At 61.6% G+C, this 16,866-nt stretch carries 11 protein-coding genes; 4 read left to right on the plus strand and 7 right to left on the minus strand.

Features of this window, described 5'->3' with window-relative positions; translation table 11 throughout:
* Positions 1-219: 219 nt before the first annotated feature.
* Positions 220-2,451 (plus strand): tetratricopeptide repeat protein, encoded by a 2,232-nt coding sequence (locus QW868_RS17075; protein WP_316231007.1) that lies wholly within the window; start codon positions 220-222, stop codon positions 2,449-2,451.
* Between the two features lie 383 nt (positions 2,452-2,834).
* The gene (locus tag QW868_RS17080) at positions 2,835-4,004 is read left to right on the plus strand and encodes a TAXI family TRAP transporter solute-binding subunit (RefSeq protein ID WP_315734048.1); all 1,170 of its coding nucleotides are present in this window, start codon (positions 2,835-2,837) and stop codon (positions 4,002-4,004) included.
* Positions 4,005-4,114: 110 nt separating this feature from the next.
* On the opposite strand, the gene maiA is transcribed toward QW868_RS17080, so the two are convergent.
* The 3 genes from maiA to QW868_RS17095 form a co-directional block, all read right to left on the minus strand.
* Complete coding sequence (maiA, locus tag QW868_RS17085) at positions 4,115-4,786, minus strand: maleylacetoacetate isomerase (protein WP_316231000.1); 672 nt, start codon at positions 4,784-4,786, stop codon at positions 4,115-4,117.
* Between the two features lie 99 nt (positions 4,787-4,885).
* Positions 4,886-5,401 carry a cytochrome family protein gene (locus QW868_RS17090; RefSeq protein WP_315734052.1) on the minus strand — a complete coding sequence of 172 codons (516 nt, stop codon included), beginning with the start codon at positions 5,399-5,401 and terminating at the stop codon, positions 4,886-4,888.
* Positions 5,402-5,907: 506 nt separating this feature from the next.
* Positions 5,908-6,255, minus strand: a complete 348-nt coding sequence (locus tag QW868_RS17095; protein WP_315775336.1) for a MerR family transcriptional regulator — start codon at positions 6,253-6,255, stop codon at positions 5,908-5,910.
* A gap of 83 nt (positions 6,256-6,338) precedes the next feature.
* Between QW868_RS17095 and QW868_RS17100 the strand changes: the two genes are divergently transcribed.
* A complete protein-coding gene (locus QW868_RS17100) occupies positions 6,339-7,349 on the plus strand; it encodes an NAD(P)-dependent alcohol dehydrogenase (RefSeq protein ID WP_316231001.1) in 1,011 nt (336 codons plus the stop codon).
* Positions 7,350-7,624: 275 nt separating this feature from the next.
* On the opposite strand, the gene QW868_RS17105 is transcribed toward QW868_RS17100, so the two are convergent.
* Genes QW868_RS17105 through zorA form a run of 4 tightly spaced genes read right to left on the minus strand, consistent with a single transcriptional unit; the run spans position 7,625 to position 15,051 of the window.
* Positions 7,625-10,522 carry a DEAD/DEAH box helicase gene (locus tag QW868_RS17105; protein ID WP_316231002.1) on the minus strand — a complete coding sequence of 966 codons (2,898 nt, stop codon included), beginning with the start codon at positions 10,520-10,522 and terminating at the stop codon, positions 7,625-7,627.
* Complete coding sequence (locus tag QW868_RS17110; protein WP_316231003.1) at positions 10,519-11,958, minus strand: EH signature domain-containing protein; 1,440 nt, start codon at positions 11,956-11,958, stop codon at positions 10,519-10,521. Before QW868_RS17110 ends, QW868_RS17105 begins: the two co-directional genes overlap by 4 nt.
* The gene (locus tag QW868_RS17115) at positions 11,955-12,977 is read right to left on the minus strand and encodes a hypothetical protein (protein ID WP_315734063.1); all 1,023 of its coding nucleotides are present in this window, start codon (positions 12,975-12,977) and stop codon (positions 11,955-11,957) included. The genes QW868_RS17110 and QW868_RS17115 overlap by 4 nt, the downstream gene beginning before the upstream one ends.
* A gap of 55 nt (positions 12,978-13,032) precedes the next feature.
* Positions 13,033-15,051, minus strand: coding sequence for an anti-phage ZorAB system protein ZorA (zorA, locus tag QW868_RS17120; RefSeq protein WP_315734065.1), 2,019 nt, complete (start codon positions 15,049-15,051; stop codon positions 13,033-13,035).
* Between the two features lie 88 nt (positions 15,052-15,139).
* Here zorA and QW868_RS17125 point away from each other — a divergent pair, with 88 nt between their 5' ends.
* A complete protein-coding gene (locus QW868_RS17125; protein ID WP_315734067.1) occupies positions 15,140-16,198 on the plus strand; it encodes a hypothetical protein in 1,059 nt (352 codons plus the stop codon).
* The last annotated feature ends 668 nt before the right edge of the window (positions 16,199-16,866 follow it).

A 16,866-nucleotide genomic window follows, 5' to 3' on the forward strand; every position in this document is an offset into this window, starting at 1 on the left:
GGGGCGCGACAAGCTCCTTCCGTCATCCCGTTAACCATTTACTAACCACGGCGCGGGCAAGCTTTGCCGCGTCGCGCTGCGCGTGGCCGGTGACCGGACGACCACAGGACATCCTGGGCTTTGCTGCCGCCGGGCATGGCGGCGCCCCGGTTGCCGGCCGCAGCGCATCGCTGCGGCGTCCGACGCCATGCCGTCCTGTCTGTCCGGAGACCCATGTCCTTGAGCACCGTCGGTTCGCGCGCCTTCCAGAAGGCACGACAGGAAAAGAAGCAGAAGAAGCTCGTCGAGGGGCAGTTGGCGGTGGCGTTCAAGGCCTTCCAGGCCGGACGCCAGGCGGAGACGCAGGCGCTGTGCGCGAAGCTGCTGCAGGAGGTCCCCGGCTGCTTCGATGCCATGCATCTGCTCGGCGTGTCCCTGGTGTCGTCGGCACGCTTCGCCGAGGCCACCGCCTTCCTGGCGCAGGCCGTGGCGATGGAGCCGAATTCCGCCGACGCGCAGTCCAATCTCGGCTGGGCGCTGGTCAATTGCGAGCGCTACGAGGAGGCGCGCGCCGCGCTGGAGCGATCGCTGGCGCTGCGCCCGAATGCGCCGATCACCTTGCGCAACCTCGCGATCGCGCTGCTGCGGCTCGGACAGGGCGAGGCCTCGCTCGCGGCCGCGACGCGGGCCCTCGAGCTCAAGCCCGACGACGTCGATGCCTGGTGCAATCGCAGCGTCGCCGAGCTGATGCTGCGGCGCTGGGACGCCGCTGCCGCCAGCGCCGAGCGCGCGCTGGCCTTCAACCCGAACCATTTCGAGGCCACGGTCAACAAGGGTCTCGCGCATCTCGAGCTGCACCATTTCGAGCTGGCGGAAGCGACCTTCAATGCGGCGCTGGCCGCACGCCCGTCCCATGCCGAGCTGCGGGCGCATCGCGGCCGGCTCTACATGATCTCCGGACGCACGGCGGAAGCCGAAGCCGATTTCGACGCCGCCGTGACGCTCGATCCCCATCTGCAACTGGGATGGCAGGGCAAGGCGCAGATCTGCATCCTCAACGGCAACGTTGCGCAGGCGATGGCCGCCTGCAAGCGCGTGCTCGACACCAATCCGAAGGCGCAGGTCGCGCTCACCTTGCTCGGCGCCTGCCGCGGCCGGCTCGGCGACGTCGCAGGCGCCATCGCGCAGTTCGACCAGGCGCTCGCGGTGCAGCCGGACTACGACGAGGCGATCACCAAGAAGATCTTCTATCTCGACTTCCTGCCCGGCGCCGACTTCGCGGTCCAGCAGGCGGCGCGGCAGTATTGGTGGATGGCGGTCGGCTCGAGATTCCCGCGCCGCAAGCTTGCGCCGCGCTCGCTCGATCCCGACAGACGCATCGTCGTCGGCTACGTCTCGGCCGACTTCCGCATGCATTCGGCGGCCTTCGCCTTCCTGCCCGTGCTGCGCGGCCACGACAAGACGCAGGTCCAGGTCAACTGCTACTCGACCTCGCCGCGGCACGATTCCTACACCGCGACGTTCCAGTCGATTGCCGACCTCTGGGTCGAGGCCTCGAGCCTGTCCGACGACGAGCTCGCCGACCGCATCCAGGCCGACGGCGTCGACATCCTGGTCGATCTCTCCGGCTACACCACGGGCACGCGCATGCCGGTATTCGCGCGCAAGCCGGCGCCGATCCAGGTCACGGCCTGGGGCAGCGGCACCGGCACGGGCCTTGCCACCATGGACTACTTCTTCGCCGATCCGGTCACGGTGCCCAAGAGCGTCCGGCCGCTGTTCGCCGAGCACGTCCACGACCTGCCGTCGGTGATCACGATCGATCCGGTGCTCGACGTTCCGCCGGCACCGCTGCCGATGCTCACCAACGGCCACGTCACCTTCGGCGTCTACAACCGCATCGACAAGATCTCCGACGCGGCGATCGCGCTGTGGGCGCGGCTGCTCGCCGAGATCCCCGACGCGAAGCTCGTCGTCAAGCATCTCGCGCTCAACGATCCCGCGGTGCGCGACGGGCTGCTCGCCCGCTTCGTCGCACACGGCGTGCCCGAGGCGCGCATCCTCTGCCTCGGCGCCAGCGAGCGCGTCGAGCATCTCAAGTCCTACGAGCGCATCGACATCTCGCTCGACCCGTTCCCGCAGAACGGCGGCATCTCGACGTTCGAATCGCTCTACATGGGCGTGCCGGTCGTCGCCAAGCTCGGCGCCGGCGCGGCCTCGCGCGCCGCCGGCGGCATCCTGACCGCGGCCGGCCTCGCTGACTGGGTCGCCGACGATGATGACGGCTACATCCGGATCGCCAAGAGCTTTGCCACGCAGCCCGAGCTGCTGGCGAAGCTGCGGGCGGAGCTGCCCGGCCTGGTCGCACGCTCGCCGGCCGGCGACGTCGCCAACTACACGCGCTGCGTCGAGGCCGGCTATCGGCAGTTCTGGCGCGACCATTGCGCCAAGGCAAGCAAGGCCGGCGCCTGATCGCGCCGGCATCGCCGAGGTCAGCATCTCGCAGCAGGCCTAGAGGCCCGATCGCAAGAACGTCCCGCGCGCGCACGAGCCGCGCTCACGACGGTCCGGCTTCGACCGCTCCCTGCAACCGCAAGCTGCACCGGTTTCCAGCGAGCCATTGTGGCCGCGTGCGATGAGGCGACGACTCTCGGACTGATATCGCGGCGTTTCTCCGTCCAGACCGAGGCGCAATCAAGCCTATGGCTTTTTGGTGGCAAGGATGCGCCTCGCAGCAGCCCCGGCTGCGCCCAACCGGCGAGTAGTAGACCTCATTCCTCAACCAAGGAGATAATGCGCGAAAATCGGCCGCGCCTCACGATCGCCGTGCGGCCGGCAACGGAGGAATTTGGGGCATGCGGGTCGCGTTGTTGAGTTGCGTCGTTGCGGCGGGATTGAGTCTGGTGGCACCGTTGCTGCCGGCCATGGCACAGACGGCGCGGACCGGAAGGCCGGCGGCGGCAACGGCCGCCGCGGCCGGCGAAGGCGGCAAGCTGCAGGAGTCCAACGAATGGACGGTCGGCGTCGCCGGCGGCCTGCTCGAAGGCACCAACATCCGTTTTGCGGCCGAGATGGCCAAGGTGCTCGACGACCGCCCGAACCTGCGCGTGCTGCCGATGGTGACCTACGGCGCGCTCGGCAACATCGAGGACCTGCTGTATCTGCGCGGCGTCGACGTCACCATCACCTCGGCCGACGTGCTCGATGAGTTCGTCCGCAACGGCACGCTCGCCAACATCAAGAACCGGATCCGCTACATCTGCTCGTTCTACATCAACGAGATGCACGTCTACGTCCGCCCGGAGATCAGGACGCTCGAGGATCTCGCCGGCAAGAAGGTCTCCTTCAACACCGTGGGCAGCGCCGCCAACCTCACCGGCGGCATCGTGTTCGACCGGCTCAAGATCGGCGCGGAGAAGGTGTTCATCAACAATTCGGTGGCGCTGGAGAAGATGCGCAGCGGCGAGATCGCCGGCGTCGTCCACGTCACCGGCAAGCCGACCGATCTGTTCGCCAAGTTCAAGCCGGAGCCGGGCTTCCACTTCCTGCCGATTCCGTTCGCGCGCAGCCTGCAGGACTACTACGTGCCGACCAAGCTGACCTCGCAGGACTACCCCAATCTGCTCAAGCCCGGCGAGAGCGTCGAGACCATCGGCGTGCCGCAGGTGCTGGCGGTCTACAACTGGCCGCCGGAGACCGAGCGCTACCGCCGCGTCGCGCGCTTCGTCGACTATCTGTTCAAGCGGTTCGACCAGTTCAAGCGGCCGCCGTTCCACCCCAAATGGAACGAGATCAGCCTCTCCTCCTCGCTGCCCGGCTGGACCCGCTTCCGCGCCGCGGAGGAGCTTTTGGCCAGCACGCGCGCGCCGCAGGCCGACGGCGCCGCCATCAAGCAGCAGTTCGACGAGTGGATGAGCGCAAGGGCGCCGACCGGCGGCCGGCGAATGAGCGAGGACGAAACAAGGGTGCTGTTCGAGCAGTTCCGCGACTGGATGAAGCGCGACGGCGGCCAGCCGGCGCGGTAGCGCCGATGGTTCTGGCGTAGAGCATGATCCGGAAAAGTGGAAACCGGTATTCCCTCGCGACAAACGCCGAAGGCGTTTGCGCGGAGATCATGCTCAACAAAGAGATGAGGCTACGGCGCAGCCGGCTTGGCGCGCAGCGCCGGCGGCGTGTCCGGCTGCGCCAGCGGATGGGCGGACGCGAAGGCCGGCAGCGCCATCGCGGCCTCGACGACGCGCTGCACCGTCGGCGTCGCGGCGAGGTCGAGGCCTTTATTGCGCGCGTAGACGGCGTGGCCGGCGAGGCAGATGTCGGCCATCGTCGGCGCATCGCCATGGCAGAACCGGCCGGTCGCGACATGGCCTGCAAGCTGGGCCTCGATCGCGACCAGCATCTCCGCCGTCCAGTGCCTGAGCCAGGCCGCGCGTGCCGCGTCGTCCACGTGCAGCACCTCGGTGAGATAGCGCTGCACCCGCGGCGTCGTCAGCGGATGCGCATCGCAGGCGATCATCGCCGCCAGTGCCCTCACCCGCGCGCGCCCCTTGGCATCGGCAGGCAGCAGCGCCGCGCCCGGACAGGCTTCGTCGAGATATTCGAGGATCGCCAGCGACTGCGTCAGCACGGTGCCGTCGTCGAGCACCAGCGCCGGCAGCGCCATCTGCGGATTGAGCGCGGCATAGGCCTCGTCCCGCTGCTGCTGCCGGTCGACATCGACCGCAACCTGCTCATAGGCGATGCCCTTGAGGTTGAGCGCGATGCGCACGCGAAAGCTCGCAAGCGACTGCCAGAACGAATAGAGCTTCATGCGGGTCCCCCTTCACCTCAATATCGCATTTCAGCAACCAATATCGTTTCGATGAAGGCGCCCGCCGCTTCCGAATCGTCTTGCCCGAGGCTCGTCCCGTCACTCCGCGCCCGGCGTGAAGTCCTGGTCGGCAACACCGGCGGTCTGCGGCACCTTGATGACCACGGCGGCGCGATTGAGCGCCTGGTGGCAGGAATTGCAGGCGGCCGTGAGGTCGGCATAGGAGCGCTCGAAGCGGCCGATGTCCTTCTGCTTGATGGCCTGCGCCAGCTCGTCGAACGGCTGCTGCGTCACGGCCGTCGTCATGTCGGCGAACGAATTGCCCTCGACCAGCGGCTGCGCCCGGCTGACACGGTTGAACGCGCCCTTGAGATTGCCGAGCTCATAGGCGCTGAACGCCCAATTGCCGCTATGGCCGGCGATCCAGAGCCTGAGATGGCGAGGCTGGATGGTCGCGATCATCAGGTCGCTGACGGTCGGCAGATAGGCCGGTGCTGGTGCGGGCGTCGGCGTCTCCGCCCTTGGCGCGGCGATCGCGATCAGCGATGCAAGCCCGGCAAGGCCAGCGGCCGTCACTATCAGCCGCAGACCATGGCGGAGCTTCGGTCGATGCATCTTCGGCTCTCCTGAAAGAAATTTAGAAGCCTTCTAAAGAGCAACATCCCGCATCGCCAATCGCAATCGCTGATCGCAGCGATCAGAAAAACTTGAAGCGTCACGCAGCGCGACGCGCATGATCCGGCCACATTGCCTGATGCGGTGGGCACCATCGGCCCGCGCCCCCTCCAGGTCCAACTGGAATCGCCTGCAACCTCCGCGAATGGAAGCGGCGGATCACCCTGCCGATCCGCGCCAAGGCGCGATGAGACAGAGTTGATCGAGCCTGAGCAAAACCGCGAGAGCTCCTCCAGGTCTCCCTGCAATTCTTGATTGATCGAAACAATCTGATTTCTTTTTTCCAAGTTGCTCGATCATCCCTGCGTCGGTGAGCGGTCAATGCGATGCGCCGCTTGCGGAGCGCGTCGCCGCGGTGCCTTGCGGGCCATGGCGGCAACACCCGGACGCCGACCGCCGCGGCCTGGTGATGACGCTTCGATGCCGTCCGGCCGTCGACAGAGAGCTCAGTTCACGCTCGACAGGAAGCCGGCCAGGATTGTCCGGCTCTGGCTCAGCGTCTCGATCCGTTGATCGATCAGGCCAACCTGCTCGGCCAAGATGCGTCGCAGATTGTCGCATGGCGTAAAGGCCGGCTGGTCGCTCTTCACGCATGGCAGCAACTGCTGGATCGTCTCCAGCGTCATCCCGGCCGCGCCCAGCAATTTGATCCGCCGCACGGTTTCCTCTTCCGCCGGGCCATAGTCGCGATAGCCGGCATCGGTCCGTCGCGGCGCCAGCAATCCCTGGTCTTCGTAGTAACGCAGCATCCGGACGCTGACCCGCGTCCTCCGGGAGAGCTCGCCAATCTTCACCTGAAAACCTCTTGACCCTGACAGCGCTGTCAGACCTTACAGAGTCTGCTCATCCAGGTGAATGCCCTTGGAAAGGAGCAACCATGAAAGCCTATCATGTGAATGGCCATGCCGGCGCCGGTCGCCTCGTGCGGGTAGACGTCCGCAAGCCCGAACCCAGCAATGGCGAGGTCCGCATCCGCGTCGAGGCGGCGAGCCTCAACTACCGTGACCTCATCATCCTCGACCGCGCGGGCCAAGACGGGCTGGATGGCCGCATTCCGCTTTCCGACGGCGCAGGCGTCGTCGATGCCGTGGGCCCCGATGTCGTCCAATGGCAGGTCGGTGACCGGGTCGCCGCGTCGTTCTTTCGCGACTGGGTCTCGGGTCCGTTCAAGACCGACTACGTCGCGTCAGCGCTGGGCGGCAGCACGATGGATGGCATGCTGGCGGAGCATGTCGTGCTGCCGGCCACGGCGGTGGTCGCCGTGCCGGAGCACCTCACGTCGATCGAGGCCGCGACCCTGCCCTGCGCTGCCGTCACGGCCTGGCATGGCCTCGTCACGCGCGGCGGAATGGGCCAAGGTGACACGCTGCTGGTGCAGGGCACCGGCGGCGTCGCGCTGTTCGGCCTCCAGTTCGCCACCGCGCTGGGCGCGCGTGCGATCGTGATCTCGTCCTCGGATGAGAAACTCGCCCAGGCCAAGGCGCTCGGGGCTGCGATCCTGATCAACTACCGCGACACGCCTGACTGGGATGCGGCACTGATGACGGCGACCGACGGCCAAGGCGCCAGTCATATCCTCGAGCTCGGCGGCCCCGGCACCTATGACCGGTCGATGCGATCGGTCGCCTCGGGTGGCAAGATCGTTCAGATCGGCGTCTTGACGGGATTCGGCCCGAAGCCCGACCTCGCGCGCCTGCAGTGGGAAAATGCCGACATCATCGGCGTCACCGTCGGATCGGTCGACCATTTCACGGCGATGAATCGTTTCCTGATTGACCATGCGATCCACCCGATCGTCGATCGGGTGTTTGGCTTCGACGAGGCCCCCGAGGCGTTTGCCCATCTCCGGTCCGGCTCGCATTTCGGCAAGATCGTTGTGAAGCTGTAGGCGAGGGGCAATGGCCGGCATGATCATGGGCGGATCGGCTCATGGCGGCCAGCGCTGCCGATGCCGCCATCTCAGGATGGCCGGCCTTGCGCATTTAGTGCAGCGTCACTGTAACCACTGTTGTGCTTGCGTTCGGTCGGTTGCTGCGAGCGCAGAGGCAGCGATCAATGTCCCGAGGACAGTCAAGGCGCTTGTCATGTTTCTTCCCATGCTGGCCGTCTTGTTATGAGAGAGCCTACCGGAATGACGGCCGTTCACTGGCCTCGGTCAAATCACTATCTGATGGTGGCCTGAAAGAGTTCGTTCCGGTCGGCTTCCGTCGCGTTGGGGGGAAGCAATGCGTCTCGCATCAGGCGCCGCTTCCGCTCCAAGAGCGCGTGCAAATTCTGATCGAACGAAGCAGTCGACTCCGGAAGCAACGCAAGGGGGATGTGTACCTCCACATCGCGTGTCTGGCCAATGCGTACGACACGGCCAGTGCATTGATCTTCCACCGCCGGATTCCACCAGCGAGAAAGATGGATGACGTGATTGGCGTGCGTCAGCGTCAATCCGACTCCTCCCGCGCGAGGAGAGAGAATCATCGCGTCAAACTCATCAGGGCCAACTTGGAAACGATCAACCCTCGCCTGTCGGACTGCGCCTCCAACGTTACCGTTGATGATCATCGGAGGGGCAGTCATGCCGTATCGGCGCTGAATAATTCCTGCCAATCGAGCCTGCAAATCAAGGTCATCCAGGAATATTAGAACCCGCTCGCGACGCTGAGCGATCAAGTCGAGCGCATCGAATGCGATCCGCATCCTCGCCGAGGCTTCGATAAAGTCGCTATCCGACATAAGCGGACTTCCACCAGGATGAAGAGATACTGCTCTCATCCGCTGAAGTATCTCAAGAACTCCACCAGGCTTGCTGATTTGGCGCGCATCATCGATAGCCGCCTTGTATTGGGCCAGTTGCGCGCCCGCCATTACGGCTTTCGAAACGCGCTGTATGGGTCGCGGCAAATCAGGAAGCTTGTCTTCCTTGAGACGACGCAGCAGAAGGGGCGCCCGTCCGCCATGCCAAACATCAAGGGATGATTTTAGGCGTTGAAGGCGCTCAAGGTCGGGATCCTTCTCGTAGGTGGCGCTAAAACTTTTCAAATCGCCCAAGCAAGCCGGATGAACAGCGTCCGTAATACACCAAAGATCGGCCAGCCGGTTCTCAACGGGCGTTCCCGTCAAAGCAATCCGAAACTCTGCGTTCATCGCTTTCGAGGCATCCGTTACTCGCACACCGGGCGTTTTAATCTTTTGGGCTTCATCAAACAGCAGGGCCGAAAATCGGACTTGGCCGAAATCCCGGTCATAATCCCGCAGCGTTTCGTAGGTCGTCAGTACCCAATCAGCCCGGCGAAGCTTTTCAACATCGATGCCGGGTCGCCCCTCCGGCGCACTCTTGCGGATATTCGCGAGGGCTCGTCCATAAGCCTGAACACAGGATCCAAGGCCGGGCGCAGAAAGATGGCGATCGTGTTCCGCCCGCCAGTTCTCAAGCAGGCCCGTTGGTGCCACGACCAATATCGGCGCGCGGTCGATTGCTCGTGAATCCATTCCCTCTCGCAACCAAGCGAGAAATGCCAGACTTTGGAATGTCTTTCCGAGCCCCATGTCGTCCGCAAGAAGAACTCCGGGTCGACCGCCTGCCCATGCCTTTTGAAGCCAATCCAGCCCTTCGACCTGATGATGCTTGAGTCGCGAGGCAAGGCCAGTGGGCTGCCCGAGCGGCGGCGCAGATCGCTTGGAAAAGTTCGCTTCGACCTGGATCTCCTGCTCGTTCGGTTTAATAACCAGCGCTTCTTTTTCCGAAGCTGCATTGGACTCTTTTCCAGGCGGTGACGCAAAATCCTTCGTCTGATCAAGCGGCGACCGGGCCACCTTCAGGGCTTCGAGCGCTGCAAGCGCTTCGTATGATGCAGGGACGTCAATCACTCGTCCCGCAACATCTAACGATACGGTCTTTTGATTGGCTCCAATGGCATTCTCGATGCGCGCCCTTAGTTGATCGGCTTCTTCATCGGATAGTGGAACGGTCTCTGCGCCGATGACGATGCCAGCTGCGCTAGCTGCGCCACGCCGACCTTGCGTATCGTCGCCAATTTCTGGACCAAACCAGTTTGTTGTCCCTAGCCTTATCCAGGGAAGAACTCGTCGTTGCCAAAGCCCTAGCCCAATCACTCTTTCCGCATAGCTCGAGGTCTCACGGAATACCGATTCAATAACCGTCTCCTCCGTATCGTCGCCCAAAGCCTCTCGCAAAAATGCCCTAGGTGATGCTAGGAGAGCTCGCTTTGTCGCAATGGGCGAGGATTGAACTCTCCGGACTTCCGCGAGCGCCTTCCGTAGCGGTGGCGAGAGAACAAGGTATTTTCCTTTTCCGAGCGCGTATACCGACCGAGCTGTCCCGAAACGATTGAACTGATCGCGACCAAAGGCAACTTGCTCGTCAGCCGACAGAAGCCAATCATCGGGATTTCCACCGGCTCGATGAAGGATGGGCTCAAGCTTAGCGTCGCTTCCGGCCCCGACTAAATCCAATGAGAATGCGTCCGCAACCGCGATGGCTATTTCGCCAATGAGTCCGGTCGTCTCAACTGAAGCCGACGAAATAGCCGCGGGAAGCACCTCGCGTAACGAGGAGATGGCCTTGAGACGCTCTGCCAAATCGTCATCGGGCAGCGCATGTAGGCGATCCACTCCCTCAGCAATCTCAAACAGCGCATCCGGCAACCGCTGCCAAGCGTTGCCGACACGCAGCCAAGCACCCGTTCGTTTGGCGCCGACTATCGGCTGCCCAGCAGCACGCCGCCAACTCTGTCTTATGCTGAAATCCGGACGAGCAATTATCCCCGTCGTTTCGAGATGACAGACGACGTCAGAGATCGGTGGCAGCCCTAAACTCTTGGCTTCGCTGGCCGACAGAGATGCAACCGCTCGATGCTCGATGAGTATCGTGTCGTCTTCCGAGATCGCAGCACCAGCCGCGATGAGACGCTGCGCGAGATCGACACCGGGAAGCAGAGACGCTGGCGCCTCGATCGACCATGAATCCGCGGGAATATTGCCGCGAGGGCCTGCCATGCGGAGTTCAGTCGCCTCGGGTGTTACCTGATAGTCGAAGCGGTAGCTCATCGGGGCCACCAATCCTTAGGCCCAAGCACTATCTGCGTTCGCCGGGCAAGGAGTTCGGCCGCGCTTCCCTGCCATTGATTGCGGTCAGACCCGATATGGCTCAGACCCATTCCATCAGACGACCCATTCGATCCAAACCTGGCACTAGGTGGGAAGGGGAGGCCTTTTCCGGTCAATTCGGCTCGTGTGTATCTCGCGCGACCGAGTTGGGGCGCATTTGACCAATCTGCCGGCCAAGCGCGGAGCTTTCCATTATGACTCCATTCGCAAAATACCAAGCCTTTTACTCGCAGGAGCAGCACGGCCTGATCGCCGCTCGCTCCATCAAGCCTGGCAAAGGCTCTTTTCAGATCCTCTACAGCGCGAGCTGAGGCGTAGATTCGGCTTCCCAGAGCAAGCCAGGCCTCAATGGTCGCATCCTTCTCCAGACACGCTGACCAAAATGCCTCTCGATATCGCCAATGGGCATCTAATGCGTGATCAGAGATAAGGCCAAAGAACGCCTTCAATGACGCGCGAGTTAGCCATCGACGCATCAGATTGGTCGCGTGCACGCCAGCTTCCTGCCAGCGTTGCGGCTTCAAGCGAGGATCGTCGAGATGCTCTAACAAGAAGTCTTGGATCTGAAAGCGAATTGATTCGTCTGGTTCATCTTCTGCCTCAAGCCAGGGCCTCAACAGGCCCCGAGCCATTTCGCCGCGGGACTTTGGCTCGGCAAAACGGAGGCTACCTTGGGGTGCCAAAAACGCCAGGATACGCTTCAGTGTTCGGTCTGCATCCGATCTCGTCAAAGAAACCGAAGCTTTCGCAACGATCTCCTTCTGCACCGCGCGCATATAATTTCCGGCGGCGCGCAACGGATCGTCAAAACCGACCGCGGACAACTCTGCATCGAGCGCTTCTGGACCTAACATTATCCGACGAGCAAGCTTTCGCGGCCCCTCTTTGGTGTCAAATAGTTCGACTCTACGATCGGCATCTCGCCAAGATTCCAAGCGCGGATTCGGCCGCATGACCAAGAGCTGTCGTATGGCCATACCGGTGGGCCCGACACTAGGGTTCTCAAGCGAAAACGCCCTGAGCCAAGCTTCAATCAGAGCATGCGCGGTCGCATTTGACTTGTAAGCCTGCGCCCAGACCGCCTCTACCAGACCCGGAAGATCTGCAAGAGGCTGCTTCTCAGTCCAAAGAAGCCACACTGAAGCACGCAAATCACTTCGCAAGTATTGACCAGTACCTGCAGAAGACACCTTGACGAGGCGACTACGAACAGCGTCCAAAACTGCTTCGACCGGCAGCGCTATGGCGGCATCAGACGCCCTCAATGCCTCGACCGCCTTAGCGCTTTCTGACTTTACCGGGAGCCTTGACGAAGCATGCGGAAGAAGCTTCACGAAAGCATTCAGTCGATCGATTGCAAGCAACGCATGGGTCATTGGCTCTTACCCAACGCTTGTTGGATTTGTTCGCGCAATTTCATCAGTTCGTCGGACGTGCGGGCTGACAGGACAAAGCGAAGATCGATGCGGCGATTTTTATCGAACTCTGTCTGCGATGACCCCAACGCATCAGGAAGAGGACGACGCTGCCCATATCCCGAAAAGCCCAACAGAGGCTGTTGGTCAGAATTTCTTAGTGAGTCCAACGATGGCTGGGCCTGCCTAAGCTCCTTAAAAACATTTAGGGCCCTGTCCGTCGACAAACGATCGTTTCGAAGTTCGGAGTCCTTGGCAACAACAGCTCGCGCAGGCAACCGTCTCACCGGCTTCGCTAGGAGGGAGCCCTCAGTTGCGACCGGCGTAGCTGAAGGTTGAGCGATGCTTCTGTAAGCCTGTCGATCGGTGTGCCCCTCCACCAATACGGTTTCCAGGATTGGCGCCACGACACCACCGCATCCGGCTGCATCTCCGCCATTGACGTAGCACGGCAACGTGCTTGCCAGTACCGCAGCGAGCGCCTGCAACCTCGGCAGATTGTTCTTTCCGATTGTCGCGTCGCCAATCTTAAAGAGGAGATCCTCGGGAAGACGAAGGATGCCAGATGTTGGGTCGATCGAAACTGACACTCCTTTATTACTAAGGGATTGCTTCAGCGAGATCAACAATTGGCCACGAGCCGCTTCCCGATCCGCAATGTCTTTCTGCAATTGCGCAGCAGCGTCAAGCAATAGGGATCTAAATCTAGCATTTTCGGCATTAATAGCTGCTGCCCGCGCTGCCTCCCGCTTAGCGTCTGCCTCGGATTCGCGAGCTCGCCGCGTCGCCTCTGTCGCTTTCTTTTGGGCTTCAACATATTTGACATACTCAACCTTCTGGTCTTGCTCGGCCTCTCGAAAATTCAAGGCAAGCACGGTCAGCAACAGCAGAAAAATGAAGAGGATACCGACCATCATATCGCTAACCGAAGCGAAATACCCTTCTCCGCCACTTTCATCAGTCGCGTCCATCAGCGCCACAAGCCTACTCCGGAATCCGCCGTTTCATCGCTGAGCTTGGAAGTTGGGTCGACCCTCATTGGGGCTCGAGCACGCGAGTAGTGAAATCTTCCAGGGTATCCTGCAGGCCCTTCACCAGATTTCCAAGTTGAGTTGCTGCCTTTGCAAGGTTCTCATCAGTTCCGGCGACAAATACATGGACCTCGCGCGTGAAACCTTGAAGCCCATTTTGCAAGGCGACCAGAGTCTTCGAGAGTTCTTGATCAACGCCCTCAAACCGCTGAGATGCGGCCGCCAGGCTTTCGATCAGGCGTCCAGCGGCTGCGTGGGTGGCATCCAGCCGTTGGGCTACGCCAGCAATCTGATCCATAGACCTACCGACTATTTGGGCGACCTGATTCAGCGGCTCAACCGCAGTCCTCGCTGCTTGTCCAGCGAGTTGCATTTCATTTGCCGTCGCGGCCAAAGGGGTTACGGCCTCTTGCGTTGCGCGCTGTAAATCGGTCATCTTGCTGACCATCTCGTTGGTGGCCAAACTGATATCAGAGATACGCCCCGCCAGCCCTTCCGACGCACTCGCAATACAAAGAGCCGACTGTTCGGCCTCTCGCTCCCACGTCTTACTTGTGTTGGTCGCGGCATCGCCGAGTTCGCTCGCGACCCTTGAGGCGGTCGACTCGAACGTAGCCGCGGCGACTCCTACGCGCTCAGCCAGGGCGGTCAAGGCCTCCGTGCCTGTCGTTCGACTGTTCTCGGCGAGCAAGCGTAGTTCTTCCACAACCGCCTCGAGCTGCTTAGAGAGGCGCGCGGAACTCTGTGTAGCCTGTTCGCCGATCCGCGCCTCCATGCCGGCGGCAGCGACGGTGAGGCTCTCGGATACGTCTCGAGCAGCCTGCTCAAACATCTTAGCAGCTGCCTCGATTCGCTCCGACATATCACGACCGGCATTGGTCCCAGCCGCGCTCGTCTGATCGACGATGGTCCTTAGTCCGGTCGCTAGCCCACCTATCTGGTCCGTGATTCTTGAAAGCGCAGCTTCGGCACCTTCGCCCATGCGATTGGCCATCGCATCAGCGGACTGCGCCATTCGCACGGCGGCATCGCCAAGCCCTGACTGGAGTCCTTCGAGCCGTGAACTTAGACCCGCAAGGCTCTGCGCGACGTCTTGCATCCGATCGCCCGTACCGCCTTGAAGCCGTTGAACGAACGTGTCCAGCATAGCCTTCAGCGCATCTTCATTCCTTGAACCGATGCCATCGGCGAGACGTTGCATCGCGCTCGTCAGTGGCGCGATGTGCTCGCCCAGCCGGTCATTGAAGGCGTTGTCAAAAACTCCGCCAAGATTGACCGCGAGGTCAGTCGAAAACGTCTCCAATTGGATCGACTGGCGTTTGAGGAGCTCGTTGGCCTCTTGTTGCAAGGCCGCAGGAGTTAGGAGAGGCACTCTCGTTTCGAGAACCGTCAGAAAGCCATCGAGCGCTCGTTCGATGCGCTTCAAACAAGCCTTACGGAACAGCGCGTACATAATTGAGAGAAGCAGTCCGATGAGCGACGTGATGAACTTAAACGATGCAGTGGCCAGTAGATCCTGGAGCGCGGTGTTCCGCCCAGCCGGATCCGCTCCTCCTATGATACCGCCTGCCTTTCCTAACGCGGCAGCCAAGCCGAGGAAGGTGAAAAGCAGGCCGGCCCCAACCAGGAGATTTGGAAGGGCTGCATGATATCTTGCATCAACTCCAATGGCGGGAACACGCAGAAGACTTGTATCGAACCAGGCCCCCGCCCGGGCGGTAGCGCGTATCGGCCGATTGCTTTCCTGAGGCAGGACAAGGGATTCAGTATACTCGCGCCAGCGCGAACCCAAAACCGGGTCGGCAGCAATTTTCGGCGAGATGACCTCGTAGTTCCGTGCGAACTCGGTGGGGCTTCCGGTCTTTTCGATGATGCTTCTGGCACGGCCAAGCGCTCCAATCAGTCGATTTGCCCCACGAGCAAAGGAGACCCCGGATACAATGGCCCACAGCATCAGCACTATGCCGACGGCGAAAACCGTCTCGGGGTGGGTGATGAAGTGGGCGACAACCTGCATTTCCATTGATATTCAACCCAAACAAAACCCAACGCAGCGTGCGTGACGCACGCTGACACGTTCGAAAAACGTGTGTTATTTTAGCAGTACAATCATGATCATATCAATTTTTATTGGCACCCAACTCTTCGAGACCCGTGAGTGCACGCTTGTCCGCCTACCCGATGGAAGGGATGGAGCGATCTGGCGCGGACTGGCCTATCCAATAGCACGTCCGGATGGTCGCATCGAGATGGGCGGTGAAGCGTTCCCTCCAGCCGACTGCCTGCACGGGGATGCCAGCATCCAGGCGCCTCAAACCAATTTCGCGGTGATAGAGGGCGTCGAAGAAGCCTATCTGCTGCTCTCTGGATCGAGCCTAGCGTGCGAGACTGCAGCTGCGGCGCTCAAAGCTTCCGGGTATGACGTGCTCAGGATGGGAAGATATCTTGGTGATCCCGTCGACGGCATGGAAGCCGATTGGTTCATCCGCATCACGAAGCCGAGGGATGCGGGGGACTCGCTTTCGTCCCTCCTCACTGGCGTCCTCGCGGGTCAGACTCTGAACGTACATCGCCCGGAGACTGCTGCTGAACACCGTGCTCGGTTGATTGCTGGAGAACTGGCGGCGGTTAAGGCGCGCGAGGCCGCGCTGCGGGCGGAGGTCACCCGGCTAAAGCTTGAACGGACCACCGGCGTCCAAACACAGGCAGAGATCGACGAACTCAGGGCTGCCATCGAGTTCGAGCGAAGCTTGCGTCAAGAGGCGGATCTAGCGGCGTATGCGGCAGCGCAGCTGATAAACGAGCCTCGAGCAGATCGCCCCGTCAGCCCACCCGGCAAATTGAAAAGTGAAATTGAGGTGGTATTCGAAATTCTACTTCCTGACGTGCGGTTGATCCGGGACAGCTTAATCGTAATTGCTGCTGAATTCTCAAATCGGCGGGCGCTTTATCGCGGTCTCGCGGAATTGCGGAATGTAAGCGGCCGGCTACCGCCGACCTGGAAGAAGCTGAAGGGCTTGGGGGAATGGTGGGAGCGCCATATGAGCGACGGCCAGGATGACGCTGGCAGAGTCTACGCTCGACTTTCGAATACTGAGCGAATTTGGGACGTACTCATCTCGCACAAGGGCGACCAAGTGCGCGACATCGCCTGGTTAGCCCGTCAATAGTCTGCTGTCAGCAGCGCGGGCCAGATCCGCCCCACGCATTGCTGCACCATACAAATTCGGCGAACTCGTCGATGCAGCTCGATCGCACGAAGTTCATGCACACAACATCAAGTCGGCCGCAAACTAAGAAATCCGGGCATTAAAGATCGGACGTTGGGTACGCTCTGAGAGCCGTCGGAATTTCGGTGCATAGACGCCGGGGGGCTCCGAGAATTCTAGGCTGATCTTCTCCTCGCTGGGCGAGCCAGACACATAACTAGAGGACTTTGGGCTCGCCCAAAGATTCTTCTTTCATTTTTTCCGAAATTATGTATATGTCCTCCCGTCCTGCTTCCGCCGGAGGGGCGTGTCGCGACCGTCACGAGACGTGGGGAGTGGGATGCGATGGGCGCAGGGAATCGCAGCGTGGCCTCTGGTCGCGCGGACGAACGGTTCGTTGCGCACGGCGAAATCGTGCGGTCCTGACACCCCGATGCTGGTGTCCCGCGGCTGGCGTGCGCAAGCGCGCCGTCGCGCATGGTGGCCAACAAGCCCGGTGCACCAGGGAGACCACGTATAAGCCGTTCCAACCGTCGCGCAGGGAAGGCCGGGGGTGGATTCAATTGGTCGTCGCAACACTCGATGAGGAGGTTGCGATGGGCATTCGAAAGAAACGGTCAACGCGGGGC

Source organism: Bradyrhizobium sp. SZCCHNR1051 (assembly GCF_032489615.1).
Classification (GTDB): Bacteria; Pseudomonadota; Alphaproteobacteria; order Rhizobiales; family Xanthobacteraceae; genus Bradyrhizobium.